The sequence below is a fragment of the Proteiniclasticum sp. C24MP genome (genome assembly GCF_043951855.1).
Lineage (GTDB): Bacteria > Bacillota > Clostridia > Clostridiales > Clostridiaceae > Proteiniclasticum.
On the sequence record NZ_JBINJW010000011.1, the window covers coordinates 55,683 to 72,606 of the forward strand.

Annotated in this window: 13 protein-coding genes; 3 read left to right on the forward strand and 10 right to left on the reverse strand. The window is 45.3% G+C overall.

Features of this window, described 5'->3' with window-relative positions; translation table 11 throughout:
- Positions 1-174 precede the first annotated feature (174 nt).
- The 3 genes from ACHAL6_RS09240 to ACHAL6_RS09250 all read right to left on the reverse strand — a co-directional run bounded on the left by ACHAL6_RS09240 (position 175) and on the right by ACHAL6_RS09250 (position 3,661).
- On the reverse strand, positions 175-2,463 hold the full coding sequence (locus ACHAL6_RS09240; RefSeq protein ID WP_395270274.1) for a putative bifunctional diguanylate cyclase/phosphodiesterase: 2,289 nt from the start codon (positions 2,461-2,463) through the stop codon (positions 175-177).
- Between the two features lie 153 nt (positions 2,464-2,616).
- Complete coding sequence (locus ACHAL6_RS09245; RefSeq protein WP_395270320.1) at positions 2,617-3,288, reverse strand: DUF3159 domain-containing protein; 672 nt, start codon at positions 3,286-3,288, stop codon at positions 2,617-2,619.
- Positions 3,272-3,661 carry a DUF1475 family protein gene (locus ACHAL6_RS09250; RefSeq protein WP_395270275.1) on the reverse strand — a complete coding sequence of 130 codons (390 nt, stop codon included), beginning with the start codon at positions 3,659-3,661 and terminating at the stop codon, positions 3,272-3,274. The genes ACHAL6_RS09245 and ACHAL6_RS09250 overlap by 17 nt, the downstream gene beginning before the upstream one ends.
- 191 nt (positions 3,662-3,852) lie before the next feature.
- On the opposite strand from ACHAL6_RS09250, the gene ACHAL6_RS09255 reads away from it, so the two are divergent.
- Positions 3,853-4,542: a pseudouridine synthase gene (locus ACHAL6_RS09255; RefSeq protein WP_395270277.1), complete on the forward strand. Its 690-nt coding sequence runs from the start codon at positions 3,853-3,855 to the stop codon at positions 4,540-4,542.
- Between the two features lie 131 nt (positions 4,543-4,673).
- On the opposite strand, the gene ACHAL6_RS09260 is transcribed toward ACHAL6_RS09255, so the two are convergent.
- The 4 genes from ACHAL6_RS09260 to ACHAL6_RS09275 form a co-directional block, all read right to left on the reverse strand.
- Entirely contained in the window at positions 4,674-5,780 is a 1,107-nt protein-coding gene (locus ACHAL6_RS09260) for a M20/M25/M40 family metallo-hydrolase (protein ID WP_395270279.1), read from the reverse strand.
- Positions 5,781-5,887: 107 nt separating this feature from the next.
- Entirely contained in the window at positions 5,888-7,420 is a 1,533-nt protein-coding gene (locus ACHAL6_RS09265; protein ID WP_395270281.1) for an AbgT family transporter, read from the reverse strand.
- Positions 7,421-7,790: 370 nt separating this feature from the next.
- Complete coding sequence (locus ACHAL6_RS09270) at positions 7,791-7,919, reverse strand: hypothetical protein (RefSeq protein ID WP_395270282.1); 129 nt, start codon at positions 7,917-7,919, stop codon at positions 7,791-7,793.
- A 555-nt stretch (positions 7,920-8,474) separates the two neighbouring features.
- Positions 8,475-10,724, reverse strand: coding sequence for an EAL domain-containing protein (locus tag ACHAL6_RS09275; protein WP_395270283.1), 2,250 nt, complete (start codon positions 10,722-10,724; stop codon positions 8,475-8,477).
- A 436-nt stretch (positions 10,725-11,160) separates the two neighbouring features.
- Between ACHAL6_RS09275 and ACHAL6_RS09280 the strand changes: the two genes are divergently transcribed.
- Positions 11,161-12,504, forward strand: a complete 1,344-nt coding sequence (locus ACHAL6_RS09280) for a pyridoxal-phosphate dependent enzyme (protein WP_395270284.1) — start codon at positions 11,161-11,163, stop codon at positions 12,502-12,504.
- Between the two features lie 39 nt (positions 12,505-12,543).
- Positions 12,544-13,017 carry a VanZ family protein gene (locus ACHAL6_RS09285; protein WP_395270286.1) on the forward strand — a complete coding sequence of 158 codons (474 nt, stop codon included), beginning with the start codon at positions 12,544-12,546 and terminating at the stop codon, positions 13,015-13,017.
- Positions 13,018-13,073: 56 nt separating this feature from the next.
- On the opposite strand, the gene ACHAL6_RS09290 is transcribed toward ACHAL6_RS09285, so the two are convergent.
- The 3 genes from ACHAL6_RS09290 to ACHAL6_RS09300 form a co-directional block, all read right to left on the reverse strand.
- A complete protein-coding gene (locus ACHAL6_RS09290) occupies positions 13,074-13,802 on the reverse strand; it encodes a TVP38/TMEM64 family protein (RefSeq protein ID WP_395270288.1) in 729 nt (242 codons plus the stop codon).
- Positions 13,803-13,907: 105 nt separating this feature from the next.
- Positions 13,908-14,957, reverse strand: coding sequence for a 1-aminocyclopropane-1-carboxylate deaminase/D-cysteine desulfhydrase (locus ACHAL6_RS09295; RefSeq protein ID WP_395270289.1), 1,050 nt, complete (start codon positions 14,955-14,957; stop codon positions 13,908-13,910).
- A gap of 68 nt (positions 14,958-15,025) precedes the next feature.
- Positions 15,026-16,825, reverse strand: a complete 1,800-nt coding sequence (locus tag ACHAL6_RS09300; protein WP_395270291.1) for a glycerophosphodiester phosphodiesterase family protein — start codon at positions 16,823-16,825, stop codon at positions 15,026-15,028.
- Between the last annotated feature and the right edge of the window lie 99 nt (positions 16,826-16,924).

A 16,924-nucleotide genomic window follows, 5' to 3' on the forward strand; every position in this document is an offset into this window, starting at 1 on the left:
CACAGTTATGCCAAATAATATCATGAATTCTGTCTGTGAAACGTGAATTTTTTGTAATATCCAGGTGTTATTCATGTATGACAATGGTCTATGACAGTTTATCTCTTCTTTTCAGCATGAAAACAGGTCTGAATGCCAGAAAAATTCTATCCGACTTGCAAAAATGCAGCCGCTTCAAAGCAGCTGCATTTTCTGAAGTTTAGTGGTTTCCGTTTCCAGCATGGTTACCGCCTTTTCGCGAGGCACCGAAGGACTGAAAAGGAATCCCTGAAGGGCATCGCACTGATGTTCCAGGAGAAATTCTCTCTGCATTTCATGTTCGATTCCTTCCGCCACCACTTTCAGACCGAATCGGTGAGCCATCTTGATGATGTCTCCGATGATCAGATCTCTTCTGGAATTCTCCAGTTTCTGGATGAACTGTCTGTCGATCTTCAAAGTATCAATGTGCAGTTCATGCAGCCTGACAAAGGAAGAGTATCCGGTACCGAAATCATCCAGGGCGATCCGTACCCCGAGATTTCTCAGCTCTCTGAACTTCGAGTTGACCATCTCCAGATTATCGATGAGCATGGATTCCGTGATTTCGATTTCCAGCTGTTCCGGACGAATTTCAAATCGCGCTATCTTTTCTCTGATCCTATCAGTAAAGCTGCTCTGAAGAAGCTGTATTCCTGAAACATTTACAGCAACGCAGATGTCTGCGTTTCCGTTCTTTTCCAGTTCCTTCATGAATCTCATGGCCATGTCCATGAAATAGCTGCCCAGTTCCACCATGATGAAATTCTTCTCAGCCGCTTCGATGAACTCCACAGGAGACACCCGCCCGAAAAGACCTGCGTTCATTCTGCCAAGGGCTTCAAAAGCGATGATTTTTTTCGTTTTTGTGTCGATGATGGGCTGATACTCCAGATACAGGACATGCTCATCCTTCTCTTCGATGGCTCTTCTCATTTCCTTCACCAGCAGATCTTCCCTCTGAATCGACTGATACATCTTTTCATCATAGAGAATGGAAGACTTCCCCTCTTTGAAGGTCTGCTCCAGAGCCACGGAAGCATCCTTCAGAATGCTGTTCACATCATCATAGGATTCATCCACGATGACCATCCCGATTTTCAGTGAAAGGTAGATGTCTATTCCATCTATGGTCAGCGGCTTTTCAAAAGAAGCCGTAAGCGCTTCTGCGGAGGATTGAAGTTCCTCCTGCCTTTGGAGGTCTTCCTTGCAGAACAGGAACTGATCCGCTGTGAAGTGGAAGAGTCTGCCTCCCCCGACGACAGATTCCTTCAGTTTTAGAGGAACTGCCCTCAGCACCTGATCTCCGAAATGGTAACCGTAGGTCATGTTGATGCTGTTCAGGTTGCTGATTCTGATGAGCATCAGCGCTCTTCTCCTGTGCTTTCTTTTTTCCAGATCGTTTTCCATGTACTGCTCCAGATACAGCTTATTCGGCAGTCCGGTCAGCTCACTGTAGTACGCTGCACTTCTCAGCGTTTCATTCTTTTTATAGGTGGATCTCATGCTGTAGAGAATGGATCCGTAAATGATCATAAGCGCCGCAAGTCCGAAGAAAGAAACATCTCTGATCTGCTGTGAGGTCTCTTCCAGGGAATAGGAAATGGAAAGGGCGTACATGTCCTCTTCCGTCTCATTCTCAAGATGTATGGGCACAACCACTTCAAAATCACGGTCTTCACTCTCATCGTTTATGAAGCTGTATTCCCGGTTCCTGTCCAGCGCTTCTTTCGCTTCCTTCAGACTAGGTAGAGACTCCGACAGATGATTGCCCGTGGACCCTATGATTGCAAGATTCTGATCCAGAAGATCGATATGCAGAGCAGATTCGCTGTTCTTCAGCTCCAGAAGCAGATTGTTCACACTGAACCGTTCCAGGAAGGCGTATACCGTATTGGCTCTCAACCCGACCTGTACGAGTCCGCCTCCATCCATTCTGTAGTATCCGTACTTGTAGTAGTCTCCTGTGATGACATCCTGCCTGATGCCTTCCACAAGGCTTTCTTCTCCGCTTTTCAGGAAGAGATCGATGGGATGTCCTTCATAGATCTCCCAGCCGATGAGCTTTTCCATGTTGGAAAACAGCAGATATCCCGTCTCATCGTAATAGTCGATTTCATCCACTTCCAGACTCCTGGCCAGCTCTTTCAGTTTTCCATTCGAGAACTCCTTGTCATAGAATGCTACCGTTTGAGTGGCCATACTGATTTTCTCCGCTAAAAGGTCATCAATGAGTTCTTCCGCTTCCGAAAATCTCGAGATGCTTCGAGCATAACTTCTCGCCAGCTTAAACGCTTCATCCCTTCTCTGGTCATAGAAGTGATCCCTGATTCCGGACAAAAGAAAAAAGCCCGAAACAATGAAAATCCCACTAATGAGAAGTAGTGGGATGATGTAAATTTTCATATCCAGTGTTTCAAACTTATTCTTCTTATTATGCTTCATAGAACCCTCTGATGTTGGTGTATATTTAAGGTCATTTGATATATCACATGTCACTCTTTAGATTATAACATAATTCATCTGTGAATCCATTACTATCACTAGATTGAAAGTGAATTCTGAATCCAGCAGACATCGCATTTCCGATTGTCCGATCTAGAACCCCTTCCTCTGACCTCTCCAGGGTTTTTCTCTGCCTTCCATGTATTCATCCACTCCTGGTCCCTCGAGTTTCTGAAGTCTCCAGATACCATAGATGTAACTGAGTACAAGAATGACAACAGTGGCTGGTGTCCCCATGAGGGTATTCACCCAGAAGATCTGGCCGAGGTTTCTTCCTCTGAAAAGAAGGATCTGGATGAATAGACGAAACGCCAGAAGAAGCGTCCATATGATGGTCACTTCCCTGTATGCGGGTTTCACATCTTTTCTCATGAACCAGTCCATGGGCCATCCACGGGTAAGGTGACTGAGCCATGCTGCCAGAGGCTTTCCGATGAGAAGCGTTCCAAGAGAAAGCAGCACCATGAATCCTCCACTGATGATCTTCGGAATAAAGAAATTCGTGGCATTTCCCGACAGATAGGCGAATCCCACCGCCATAAGTACACCAAGAAGTCCTCCCACCGCATATTTCAGGTCCTGCTTCTTCATCAGTCTTCTGGCCCCGAAACCCAGTGCTGTAAGAATGGAGATGACGGAAGCTGCCTCTAGGCCGAAAAAACCGTTGATGATCACAAAGACCAGGGGAGGAAAAAGAGCATCAATGGTTTTGCCGCTCAGCACACTCTTCAGTTCATCCAGAATTTCTCTACTTTTTCCACTCATCTTCTTCACTTCGCCTTCCTGCTTTTCTTTCTTTTCGAAGCACTTCCTTCTTGCGGTCTCCCAGGAAGAAAAGAAGCATATCTCCTTTTGACTTCACAAGATGGATAAACACATAGAGTGCGCCAGCAAAGAATCCCAGAATCATCATGGCGAGAATCCAGGCTGCCATCAGAAGAATGTTCTTCTCCCTGAACGCAATCCACATGGAAAACAGGGTGAATCCCACATAAAGATCCACAAAGGATACGACGCCCCATGGATTTTTAAGCAATGCACCGCCATCTTCAAAAAAGCTGCCTTGTGTAAATCCGAATACCAGTACAGCGGTCATGGCTACCATGCCAATAAAACTGAGTGATTTTGCTGCCTTCATTTTCTACTCCTCCAATTTTTCATTTCATCACATTCTGTATTACGCTCATTATAATCTATTCCCTTCATTATCAGTAGTGATTTTTATTCTCCCTGCCACTTATCACATTACGTGGTACATAAAGCCTGCCAGAAAAGCTTAAATTTTCTTCTGGACTGTGATACCATGAGAGAAGCGAAAGGGAGAATGAAATGAGAATCAACAAACTGCTCAGCAATTACGGATACTGCTCAAGAAAAGAAGCCAATGTATGGATTGAAAGCAACAGAATCCATGTGAATGGAAGCCCCGCCTTTCCTGGTCAGTGGGTGGAGGAAGAGGATGACATCCTGCTTGATGGAGAAAAGCTGAAGAAAAAAGAAAAAATCTATATTGCCTTCCACAAGCCGCCAGGCATCATCTGTACGAGAGATGAAAGCGTGGAAGAGAATATCATCTCCTTTCTGCATCTCCCCTTTTATATTTTTCCTGTGGGTAGACTGGACAAGGAGTCAGAAGGACTGATCCTTCTCACCAACGACGGAGACTGGGCCAATGAGATTCTCTCCTCAGAAAACAATCACGAGAAGGAGTATCTCGTCACCGTGGACAGACCCTTCAAAGAGCAGTTTCTTCAGGATCTTTCCAGTGGTGTGGATATCAGAATCGGGCAGACCAGACCCTGCACAGTGGAGAAGGTATCAGAGGATACCTTCCGAATCATCCTGACCCAGGGTCTGAATCGTCAGATCAGGCGTATGACGAGAGCCTTGGGCTATGATGTGACTGCGCTGAAACGAAGGAGAATCCTGAATATAACCTGGGAGGGCCTTTCTTCCGGCCAGTGGAGACATCTCCTGGAAGATGAGAAAAGCACCCTGAGGATGGTTCTGAAAGAATAGTCTCAGAGGAGAAAAACAGAGCCCATCTCAATAGAAGCGTAAAACTGCATTTAAGAAGGATCCGACGAAATCTCAAAAGAGATACGTTGGATCCTTTTCTGTCTATTTATTGCCGGCCATTCGCTGCCTGACTATGCCTTCATGAGCTCCACAACGATTCTGGCGGTGTTCTCCAGATCGATGATGTGTAGATGCTCTTCCAGTGTGTGGGGTTTTCTTTCCCCTATGCCGAGATTGATGGCTGCAACCCCACTGGCATTGAAGATGTTGGTGTCGCTTCCCCCTCCGGATGTGGTGGTTCTGGTTGGAATATCAAGCTTTCTGCAGGCTTCTTCCACCGCTTTCACCGTAGGATGGTCTACCGGAATATGGAAGGCGCCGTAGGCATTCTCCACCTGAACTTCCACTTTCCCGCCATACTTCTTCGCCGCATCTTCACAGCACTTCACCATATGATCGGACTGGACCTTCAGTTTTTCATTATCAAGGCTTCTGGCTTCGGCATGGAAGACCACTTCCTTGGTAACAATGTTGGTGGCACCGCCACCGCTGATGCTGCCGATATTCGCCGTGGTCTCTTCATCCACTCTTAAAAGCTTCATGTTGCTGATGGCTTCTGCAGCCATCTGGATGGCACTGATTCCTGTTTCAGGAGCCACTCCCGCATGGGCTTCCAGCCCTGTGAACTTCACATCGATCTTGTTCTGTGCAGGCCCCTGCACGATGATGTCGCCAGGGTCTCCGCCGCTGTCCAGGACGAAACCGATTTTCGCATCGATGCTGCTGTAATCCAGGTTCTTCGAACCGTAAAGCCCGCCTTCTTCATAAATCGTGAAGGCGATTTCGATATCTCCATGAGGAAGATTCTCTTCCTTCAGCACCTGAAGGGCTTCCATGATGGATGCGATGCCCGCTTTGTCGTCTCCGCCCAGAATGGTGGCACCGTCGCTGTAGATGGTTCCATCCACAATTCTTGGCTTCACGCCTCTGCTGGGTGATACTGTATCCATGTGAGAACTGAAGAGGATGGTTTCCTTCTCCGCATTTCCTTTGAGCTTTGCGATGAGATTCCCTGAATCACTTCCCGCCTTTTCTCCGGCATCATCCATGACCACAGTTAATCCCAGTTCTTCCAGTTCTTTTTTCAGAATCAGCGCAAACGCTCTTTCTTCTTTTGTCGGACTGTCAATCTGCACATAACGCATGAATCGGTCTACCAGTCTCTTATTATTCATCAATCGTATCTCTCCTTTTTCTGTGTATTCGTATCTTTCTTATCATTCTACCATGAGAATAAAAAGTTGCTGTAAAAAAATAAGGCTGAAAAACAGCCTTATTTTAGAAACTAAATGTGAATGAACGCTCCAGGTCCCAGTGGCAGATTCGCCACGTACCAGATGATCATCATAACGACCCATCCAGCCAGGAATACCAGTGTGTATGGTACCATGGTTGCAATGATGGTTCCGATACCACTTTCCTTGTCATACTTCTTGGCAAATACCACGATCATGGCAAAGTAGCTCATGAGTGGGGAGATGATGTTCGTTGTGGAGTCACCGATTCTGTAGGCAGCCTGTGTAAGCTCAGGTGACAGCCCCAGTCTCATCATCATCGGAACGAAGATCGGTGCCATGATGGCCCATTTCGCAGACGCAGAACCCATGAACAGGTTCAGGAATGCTGAGATCACGATGAATCCAAGAATCAGTGGAAGTCCTGTGAATCCGATCCCCTCGAGGAATTCCGCACCCTTAACAGAAAGGATGGTTCCCAGGTTGGATTTTCCGAAGTAGGATACGAACTGTGCAGCAAAGAATGCCAGCACCAGGTATCCGCCCATGCTCTTCATGGCATCGGTCATGGATTCTACAAGATCGTTGGTGTTCTTGATCTTGCCTACGGTTTTACCATAAACATAACCAGGAATCATGAAGACCAGAAGAATCATGAAAATCAGACCTTTGCTCAGGAATTCTGTGATCACAAGATCTCCATCCGCATTGGGTGCTTTCAGAAGCGCATTTTCTGGTACGGTCAGTATCAGCATGATGACAGCGAAAATCAGAAGTGAAATACCGGCATTTCTGAGACCTCTGTTTTCAATGTCCGTGATCTTTTCCTTGTTTGGTTCGAAATCTCCGTGATAAGCACCAAGATTCTTTTCAACAATCTTTTCGGTTACAATTGTACCGAGGAATGTAAGAAGGAATGTGGAAGCCACCATGAAGTAGTAGTTTGCTGTTGGAAGCACTTGTACGGTGGACCCTGCAGCTTCAAGCGCAGCGTTGGTGATACCACCTAGGAGCGGATCCAGTGTTCCAATCAGAAGATTTGCGGAGAATCCTGCAGATACACCGGCGAATGCTGCAGCAAGACCTGCGATAGGATGTCTGCCTGCACCTGCGAACATGATCGCACCAAGTGGAATAACCACTACATAACCAGCATCGGATGCCACGTTGGACATGATACCGGAAAATACAACTACCGCTGTAAGCAGTCTTGCAGGAACATTTGTAAGAAGCTTCTTCAGTGCTGTTGAGATCAGTCCTGACCATTCAGCTACACCTACACCAAGCATTGCTACAAGAACGGTTCCAAGTGGAGCAAATCCTGTGAAGTTACTGGTTGCACTGTTGAAGATATAACGTAGACCCGCAGCAGAAAATAGATTCTCCGCACCGATGGTCACGTCGGCAGCCTGTTTTGCATCGTAGTAGGTTACCTGTGTACCGATCAGTGACACGATATAAGAAATAATCACAACTGCTACACTTAGAATTACAAATATGATTGCTGGATGTGGCAGAGCGTTTCCTACAACTTCGATGGTTTTCAGAACACCTTTTTTGTCTTTGTTGTTTGTTTTAGCCATTAGTTTACCTCCCTTAGGTTTTTGACATTCGTAATTATATCAACATGTAAACCTTTTTTCAATGAATTCGATAATCTATGCAAATATCATAAATAATTTTCATAATTAATTTGAATCTCATACGCTTTAGCTTTCAGATTTCTCAATTTATTGCTGATAAATGCATTGACATCACAATTATCATAATTATTGTTAAAGGGCTACCATATCTTTATATTCTGAATTTTAATATCATTAAACGAAATGTCCGTATAGGAAATACTATCATCCTTCCATAAATTACACAAGTGGATATGCGAAAAAAAATGATGCATAATGCAGATTCTGCATATACATCAAAAGATCTCATTTCTATTCATTACGGTTCATTCTAAAACAGCTTCTTTCTTTTTCTCTTTCCGACCTTCATCCAGTAATTCCCCTCATGGGTTTCCCTATAAAGGTATACACGAAAAATTTCCAGTGGTGTCCACATCTTCTTAAAATTGTAGTATGGCATTTTACTCCCCCTTATGATGCTGATGTCGAATACAAAAAAGCAGCCTGATCAGTTACACTTCACTTTCCCCGAAAAAAACTGATTTCAGACCAAGGAAACGACAAGCTCTGACTTGATATATTAATATTATAATATGATTCTAGTTTATTACAAGTGTCGTCAAAAACATCCACACCATTCGATATAATATTAGTGTTATCATGTCGAAAACAGAGTGATATAAAATACTATAAAGAAATAGTTTAAGAGCTCATTAAATTTAATAGTATTCACGTAATCCGCTGAATATTTTGATAAATTATATCAATGTCTTGAAACGCAGAAAATTCCGTCATTTTGTTGAAGGCGCCTAAACTATTTGACTACCAAAGGAAATGACATGAGCCCGACGAAAACTTGTGCCATTTCCCAAATATAAGCATGAACATTTTGTAAATATTGAATACAATTGTATTATTTCCGTATAATAGTACGATAATTCATGCCGAAAAATGATGGACCCATAAAAAAACAGGATGAAACCTTCTGGTTCCACCCTGTTTTTTCCTTATTCACTCAGCTAGTTGCTCTTAACATGGCAATGGCCTTCTCTTCATTGAGCGGTCTGCTGAAATAATATCCCTGCATGATTTCACAACCGTTCCTCATAAGATACTCTCGCTGAATTCCGCTTTCCACCCCTTCCGCAATGACCTGAAGCCCCAGTTTGTGTGCCATGGAGATGATGTCATTGGTGATGAGATTCTTTTCCGTACCTTTAATGATCTTCGTGATGAAGTGGCGATCGATCTTCACAATATCGATATTCAGCTCACCGATGCTTGCCAGAGAAGAAAACCCTGTACCGAAATCATCCATGGATACTTCAATACCCATATTTCTCAGTTTCTGCAGCACATCATTGATCATGGCATAGTTTTCAAGCATGATGCTTTCCGTGATTTCAAGCTCCAGGTTCTTCGTTTCGATACCTGTACGAGAGACAATATCCGATACGGTATCCACGAAGTCATCCATAAGCAGCTGGATTCCGGAGACATTCACCGCCATACGGATATCCCGATGACCCATACTGACCAGCTTTCTTGTGAATATGCAGGCCTTTTCAAGAATCATCGTGCCAAGTGGAAGAATCAGCTGCTTTTTCTCCGCGATGTCTATGAATTCCACTGGTGAGACAAAACCGAGTTTCTTTGAGTTCATTCTTGCAAGGGCTTCAAATCCCACGATCTGGTTGGTCTTCGCGTTGATCTTGGGCTGATACTCCAGATGGATGATGTCATCATTGATGTTCTTATAGGACCTCACCAGTTCCAGTTCTATGACTTCTTCCCGATCCACCTTGTTTCTCATTTCCGCATTGAAGATCATATGATCGCTGACACCATCTGCAAGGTAGGTGATGGTGATGGAGGCATCCTTCATGAGATCGTCCACATTTCTGTAGCGGTCACTGATTTCGACAATTCCGATTTCAGGTCGGATCTGCTTGTTCTTCCGCAGGTATTCGAAAGGTTTGTCGAATACCTGCGCGATGATTCTACTGATCTTCTCAAGATCCTGAGCATCCCTGTATCCTTCCACATAGAAGAGAAAACGGTCTCCAGAGAAACGGAAGAGTATTCCCTTCTTCTCCAGCGCTTTTTCCAGTCTCTGGGAAATTTCCTTTATGATCAGATCTCCCACTTCAAAACCCAGTGCAATGTTGATGGTTCTGAAGTTTCTCATATTGATGAGAAAAATCGCTTTGTTCGAGATCTTCTTCTGACTGATCTTACCGGCCAGAAACTCCTTCATATACGCATCATTGGGCAGTTTTGTCAGCGGATCAAAATAGGCGAGCTTCATATGCTTATTGGTCTTGTTGTAGGTGATGACGATGAGAATCCCCATAACCACAATGATGCTGAGAAGCACGAGAAAACCGCTTCCGATGATTTTGAACGCCGCATCAAAGAATCCGGTCACATACTGACCAACTACAAGTGTACCTATTTTCACGGAATCCACGTATACCGGCACATAGACCTGATAGGCATTCTGGCTCATCACCTCGGATATCTTGTCCACTTCCAGATTGCGTTCCATGGCCTGGATGATTTCCTTATCATTTACAGCATTTCCAATGAACTCCTCATGGGTTGATTCCAGAATACGGTGATCCAGACCAATGAAATGGGAGAAATCGACAGTGTAGCTTTTCCCGATTTCAGACAGCAGCTGTTTCATTTCAAAGTCATTGAGAAAACCCTCAATGCTTTCCGCGGAAACGCCGACCTGAAAGAATCGCCCATCACTCAATCTTGTATAGCTGTATTTGTATTTTCTGTCGCTCTCCGAATCCTTTCGGACTTCTTCCACATGGAAGGTTTTCCCGCTGTTCATGAAATCATGGACGGGGTGCCCTTCCTCAGCCTTCCATCCGATATATTCTTCTGAATTTGCGAATCGGATCACTCCATTTCTGTCATAGGAATAGATCACATCCACATTGAGATCCTCAGCCAGAGAAGCCATAAGCGCATTGCTGTGTGCTCCATTTCTCTGAGACAATGCGCTGCTTGCCGTCTTCAGTCTGTCATCAATGAGATCATACAGCAGGTCCTTGGCTTTGGTGGACTTGTTCAGATTCTGAGAGTAGACTCTCGCCACATTGATGGCATCGGATTTTATATAATCATAGTTATTTCTGATCCAGCTGGTTATCGTTCCATAGATCAGGTAGGAAAAAGTAATTGTTATCAGGAGAAATGGTATAACAAAATACTTCAGATCCACGGATTTAGATTTCATTCTTTTCTTCACAACAAACTCCAAGGGCTTTATCCCAATTTACGTCAGATGTTACACCACGTAATTACTCATTCAAGATATCGGCTGTACTTCGTAAAAATAAAGCGCAGCAGGTCAAATTATACATAACTTTTCTTTATCTGTTTTGCTTCTCAAACCATCTATCCGAAATAGAAGGAACCTTCTTTTCACTCAAAATGATGATGTGCCATAGTGTTAGCGTATTGATATCACTCAATCGCACAAGTTTTATTATACATCATTTGCTTCCTGAATAAACCCTAAACATTCGAGCTCTGTCCGGTATTTCAGCAAAACTGATGGGTGGTCTGTTTTTCCACATTATGTTACGCTATTAATTAGATAGAAAGTGTAAGCGAAGCTTACTTTCATTATGGAGATAACAGCACATGTTATACCCGAATCCAAAAAAATAAGGAGTGAATCTATGAATATTTCAGGAAAAACCCCCCTCATGAGAGCAAAGAATCTGGAAAAAATCTTTGACGTCGGTGAAATTTATCTGAAGCTGGAAGGTGCCAATCCTTCTCATCACAAATATGACCGGATCGCTGAAGTGATGGTGAGAGACTGCATCATGAAAGGACAGGATACCCTCCTGACAGACGGAGCACTGGATTACATCAGTGCGGTTCTGTTTTTCGCCGCTCGATCGGATGTGAATGTGAAGATTGCCCGGTTTAAAGGAGAAAAGTGGAAGGAATCCACTTTCAGTGGTGAGGAGTTCATCGCCTTCTCCAACAGTCCCAGTGAAAAGGCCCATCTTATCGATGCCTACTGCAGAGACAACGAGATCTACAACGCGAGTAACGGCTATCACAACAAGAATCTCAGCGTGATCCCCCTTCAGAAAATCGGAGAAGAGATTGTGGATCGCCTGGGAGAAGAAATCACCACCGTGTTCACCCAGCTGAGCTACGGATACACCGTTTCCGCCCTTCACAACGGATTCATGGACAAATGGGTGTCGGGAGAACTGGATGTGACTCCTAAAATCTATTCCTGCACCATTCCGAAAGGCAACTTTATTTTCGACGACTACAGAAAAAGCTATGCACTGGAGGATCTGGAAAACTACAGGGTTTCAGTCAATAAATACACCAGAGATCTTTTCACAGGAGACAGTTTCCTTCTGGAAGAGACACTGCAGGCCATCTATGACACCCAAGGGAATCTCCTGTCCATAGACGAGTCACTACTCAAGGAAAGCGTCCAGATGCTGAAGAAGCAGGAAAACATCCTTCTTTCCACAGAAGAAGGCTATCCCTTCGCCGGTTTCTATAAAATGGCGAAAAACGGCGAACTGGAAAAAGGAAAGCATGTCATCGTTCTGAATGACGGGAGAAGCGATCTTACCATGATCCGAATAAAGGACTTCGATACCTACAGCAAAGAAACCCTGGGTTCCTTCATCGAGGAATGGCTCCAGAATTATAAAGACCCCATCGAAGAGACTCTGGACGCCCTGGACCACGGCATAGAAGACGGGTTTATTCTTCTTGCCCTGCGAAACAACGTGCCTCAGGGAATCTGCCTTGTGGTCAATACCGGTTTTGAGAATTTCATACCGACCTATCACCTGGCCTACATCGCCACAAAAGAAGGCAATAAAGGCAGAGGCATCGCCACCACCCTTATTTCGGAAATGCTGGAACTCACCGGTGGCAATATGTCCCTGCATGTGGATCTTCCAAATAAACGAGCGAGAAAGCTCTATGAAAAACTGGGATTCAAGGCAAAATACTACCGTATGATCCATTCTCCGAACTAAAACGCAAAAGATAAAATATGATAAAGCTGGAGCATTGACATGAAAAAACAAGCAGACTATACCAGATGGATTCCATCCATCCTCTGGATGGGGTTCATTTTCTTCCTTTCCCATCAGCAGGGAGGGAGCTCAAGTGAGCTCAGTTCAGGCATCACAGAAACCTTATACAGCATCATCCATGCATTCCTGCCCCGGCTGAACCTGGAAGCGGATTTCTTCCATTTTCTGGTACGAAAAGGCGCACATTTCACCGCATACCTGATTCTCGCCCTCTTTGTTGCCCATGCCATGAAACAGAAGGACCGGACATCCTTTTTCAGAGTCTTCTTTTTCTGCATGCTTTATGCCAACAGCGATGAATTCCATCAGACATTTGTGCCTGGCAGAAGCGGTGAACTGCGTGATGTGCTCATAGACAGTTCCGGTGCCGTGACAGGAATACTGCTCTATCTGAACATAAACTTCAGGAAAACGAAGATCGTATTTCAGGAAGCGATGCGAAAATCCTCATAACGAGAAAGGCTGAAGAAACGAAATTGTTTCTTCAGCCTTTCTTTCCCTCTGCACTTTCATAAGGAATCAGGTGACTCCTGACTATCCAGAATCTTTTCATCCGCAGCATGATACCGGTTCTTTTTAGACCATGCATAGATCATGAAATAATAGAGCGCTTTCAGAGCCACTGCAAATAGTGTGCCCATCTTCTGCTCGCTGAAATCCGATGCCATGGCCACGAGAAAAACATTGATGCCCTGTCCTACCCCCACAGTGATGACCGTGGTGGTGAGATAGTCCATGAGAGAAACCGTGCTCACGCCGAAGATGAGATTTCCCAGACTGAATGGCATAAAGGGAAGCGCTCTCACGAAAAGCGCATAGCTGAAGCCATGCTCTCTGATCCGAAGAAGCATTTCCTCCAGAGGCACCTCTCTTTCTTTTCTCAAATAGAACTTTCTGATCCACTGCTCCACATTGCCTCTGTAGAGTTTCGCAAAGGCATAGGAGATCAGGGCAGCGAACAGACCTGCCACGGTGATGTAGAGGATGCCTTCGATTTCGAACAGCAGTCCTGCCGCCCCCGCCACCGGAGAAATAGGCACGAAGAACACCAGAAGAACTGTTGCGATGACAATGAAGGGAATCTTCACGGAGGTTCTTTCCGCCATCTCATGAAGGTCGTCCATGATCCGGTCCACATTGTAGATATCAAAATTCTGAACCAGGTAGAAAAGGATGAAAATGAATCCCAGCAGCACCACACTTTTCATGATCTTATTCCATACATTTCTTGTATTCATAATGAGTCCTTCTTTCCATTGCGATTTAGACTATCCATAGACCATGCCATGATGATCTGTAATTCACTTATTTTAGCACAAAGCAAGGGAATCCACTATAAATAATCAGTAGATATCACCCAGAATTTTTTTCTCGGCGAAAAGCGCTGTGGCCCCGCCAGTATGCCAGAAGACCACTCTGCTTCCCTTTTCTATGATTCCCTTCTCGATATGGTCCAGCATGCCGGAAAAGGCTTTGGCCGTATAGACCGGATCCAGGAGAATCCCTTCCGTTTCAGCCAGAAGCCTGATGGCTCTGGAACCTTTCGCACTGGGCACTTCATAGCCTTCTCCGTAATAGGTCTCCATCACCGACAGATCCTCTTCCAGAACCCTTTCCTTCCGACCCAGCAGTTCAATGGCCCCATTGGAAAGTGCCACCACTTTCCCCTTGTATTCCTCTCCACCGATGCCGACACCGATGGATACGATCTCCGTTTTCGACTGAATGAGGGTTTTTCCTGCCATGAGTCCAGCCAGCGTTCCTCCTGTTCCTGTGGCATGATACAGATAATCCGCCACCTGCCCTTTTCGAAGCAGATCTTCCGTAAGCTCCAGATAAGCTTCCAGAAATCCCAAAGAGCCTATGGCATTGGCCCCGCCCATGGGAATCTCATAGCATGTCCTGCCTTCCCCCTTCAAGGTTTCAATCCGCACTTTCACTTTCTCCCGGATTCTCTCTTCCGCTTCCATCATGTCGCCCGTACCTGGCTGCTCCAGATGGATTTCCGCACCAAGGATCCGGTCAAGAAGCAGGTTTCCTGAGGGATTTTCTTCATCGGAACCGATGAGATCCGTAAGGTACAGCACAGGATGAAGACCCAGTCTTCTGCAGGCGGTGACCGTCTGCATGGCGTGGTTGGACTGGCTGGCGCCGTAGGTGATCACGGTATCCGCCTCTTCTTTCAGTGCGTCGGCCATGAGATATTCCAGTTTCCTTATTTTATTGCCTCCAAACTGGCTGATGCCGGACAGGTCATCTCTTTTGAGCAGAATTTCCACCCCCAGTTTCTCCGAAAGTCTGTCTAGTCTCTGAAGCGGCGTGGGAAAGAATCCCAGTTGCACTTTCGGCACTTTCGCTAGAATCTCCCTCATCTCTCTTATCCGTTGATTCATTTTCATCTCCTTCCAGAATGAACATATCATTCTCCATCCAGTTGTATTGCACAGGCATCCTTCTTCCGTTAAGGTGTTTCCTCTTCTGTCAGTTCCTCCTCCAGAGGAGTTGTACCAAGCATATCACTGACCAGAGACACATCGCCGGTGATGATGCCGTCGATGTCATACTGCAGAGCGTTCTTAAGCTCCTCTTCTGTTTTCACCACCCATACAAAGATTCCCCGCTCTGCATCATGGGCTCTTTTCACCAGATTCTGACTGAGCATGTTTAGCTGCACCGTATAGAAATCCACATCCAGCTGATCCAGTCTGCCAAAGGCTGCATAAAGAATCTGTCCCAGTCTGATTTCCTTATCCAGGGCTCTTATCTCACGCAGAAAACCGTAGTCGAAGGACTGGATATAGGAAAACTCCTTCATCCCGCTTTCCTCAAGTTCCTGCAGTATCTTCACAGCCACTTCACTTCTTTTATCGTTCACCTTCACATCCAGAAGCACTTCTCCTCGATCTTTCACCACTTGCAGCGCTTCGGTCAAGGTCGGAATTCTCTCTCCGGTGAACGCATCGTCGAAACGGCTGCCGATCTCCAGTTCCATGAGCTCCTCATAGGTGAAATCCGCTACGGACTCAGGCACCCCCACCATGCGCAGCAGAGAGGTGTCATGATGAAGAACCAGTACGCCATCCTCAGTCATCTGCACATCCATCTCGATGACGCCGGCCCCTAAACTCAGCGCAGATTCTATGGCACTTAGAGAATTTTCCGGTGCATTCATGGCATCGGCTCTATGAGCCGCCACCAGAATTTTTCTTCCTGTATAGAGAAATCCGTCATTGACCCTGTAGCTTACAGTGAAGGAGATCAGAAGACTGAGCATGAAGAGGAATATAAACGCGATCCTCTTGTTTCTGAGATTGTTTCTGAGTTCCTCCTCCCTCTTCATGATCCAGTTCCATTTCACAGTACGGATCTTATCCTCCACATCCAGCCCCAGTTTCTCTCTTTCTCTGTAGTAGACCCTGGTGAGATAGAGAAGATTCACAGGTAGAAGCATCATAAGATAGATGAAGAGACTGAGTCCTGTGAACGTGATGAAATAATCTCTCACGATATAGTTCACAGGAAGATTCAGCTGAGCGGGAATCTGAGCCACAAGATAGAAAAAGAGAATGAACATCCCAAGGAGCACCACATTCACAAGAAGGAGTCTTAATAGAAGCCTCCCTCTTATGCCCCTGGTCAGTCTGGCGCTGCTTTTCAGAGATGCTCTGATGGATTTGCGTTCAAAGAACACCTCATGAAAGGCAAACATCCACCGGATCAGAAAATAGACCATAAGCAGCAGAGCGCCGATGTATAACGCAGTGCCGAAGCGTATGGAATCAATGTTCTTCACGAGGGTAGGTGGAACATCGATGAATCTTCTTAAAACGGGGTTGGTCGGAAACTCCACCAGGGGAATGAGTAGGAAGAGAAGCAGCACCAGATAGAACAGTTCGAACCTGAACAGTCTGGGTATGGCTCTCACCGCCGTCAATGCCGCTTCCGACACCAGTATTTCCTTCTGGAAGATCTTCTTCTGAGACAGGATCAGGTAGGTGCCGAACAGTACGAACAGAAACAGGGTACTAAGAAGCAGCAGGCCAAGAACGGAAATCAGCCCACTTGGTCTCAGGAGAATTTTAAATACGTCAAGATTGAGAAGCACGCCACCTTCCACCGAGAGGAATATCCGATTGATGACGTAAGACAGCAGCGGTACAAATATGATGCCGAAAAGAATCAGGTAAAGAAGACCGAAATTAACATACAGTCTGTAATGCTTTCTCATGTCTTTTATGCTGTCCATAAGGTCTCTATACATTTCTTTCTCTCCTTTCCCCGCTTCACTCTTTTATGATTCTACAATAATACAAATGAACCCCTGCTGTACAGTGGATTCTATCTATTCAAAAAGCCGCTG

Excerpts from the sequence above, each read along its gene's own strand:
- ACHAL6_RS09240 (WP_395270274.1), bottom strand. The coding sequence starts at position 2,463 with ATGAAGCATAATAAGAAGAATAAGTTTGAAACACTGGATATGAAAATT.
- ACHAL6_RS09245 (WP_395270320.1), bottom strand. The coding sequence starts at position 3,288 with ATGAGTGGAAAAAGTAGAGAAATTCTGGATGAACTGAAGAGTGTGCTG.
- ACHAL6_RS09250 (WP_395270275.1), bottom strand. The coding sequence starts at position 3,661 with ATGAAGGCAGCAAAATCACTCAGTTTTATTGGCATGGTAGCCATGACC.
- ACHAL6_RS09255 (WP_395270277.1), top strand. The coding sequence starts at position 3,853 with ATGAGAATCAACAAACTGCTCAGCAATTACGGATACTGCTCAAGAAAA.
- ACHAL6_RS09265 (WP_395270281.1), bottom strand. The coding sequence starts at position 7,420 with ATGGCTAAAACAAACAACAAAGACAAAAAAGGTGTTCTGAAAACCATC.
- ACHAL6_RS09270 (WP_395270282.1), bottom strand. The coding sequence starts at position 7,919 with ATGCCATACTACAATTTTAAGAAGATGTGGACACCACTGGAAATTTTT.
- ACHAL6_RS09280 (WP_395270284.1), top strand. The coding sequence starts at position 11,161 with ATGAATATTTCAGGAAAAACCCCCCTCATGAGAGCAAAGAATCTGGAA.
- ACHAL6_RS09285 (WP_395270286.1), top strand. The coding sequence starts at position 12,544 with ATGAAAAAACAAGCAGACTATACCAGATGGATTCCATCCATCCTCTGG.
- ACHAL6_RS09290 (WP_395270288.1), bottom strand. The coding sequence starts at position 13,802 with ATGAATACAAGAAATGTATGGAATAAGATCATGAAAAGTGTGGTGCTG.
- ACHAL6_RS09295 (WP_395270289.1), bottom strand. The coding sequence starts at position 14,957 with ATGAATCAACGGATAAGAGAGATGAGGGAGATTCTAGCGAAAGTGCCG.
- ACHAL6_RS09300 (WP_395270291.1), bottom strand. The coding sequence starts at position 16,825 with ATGTATAGAGACCTTATGGACAGCATAAAAGACATGAGAAAGCATTAC.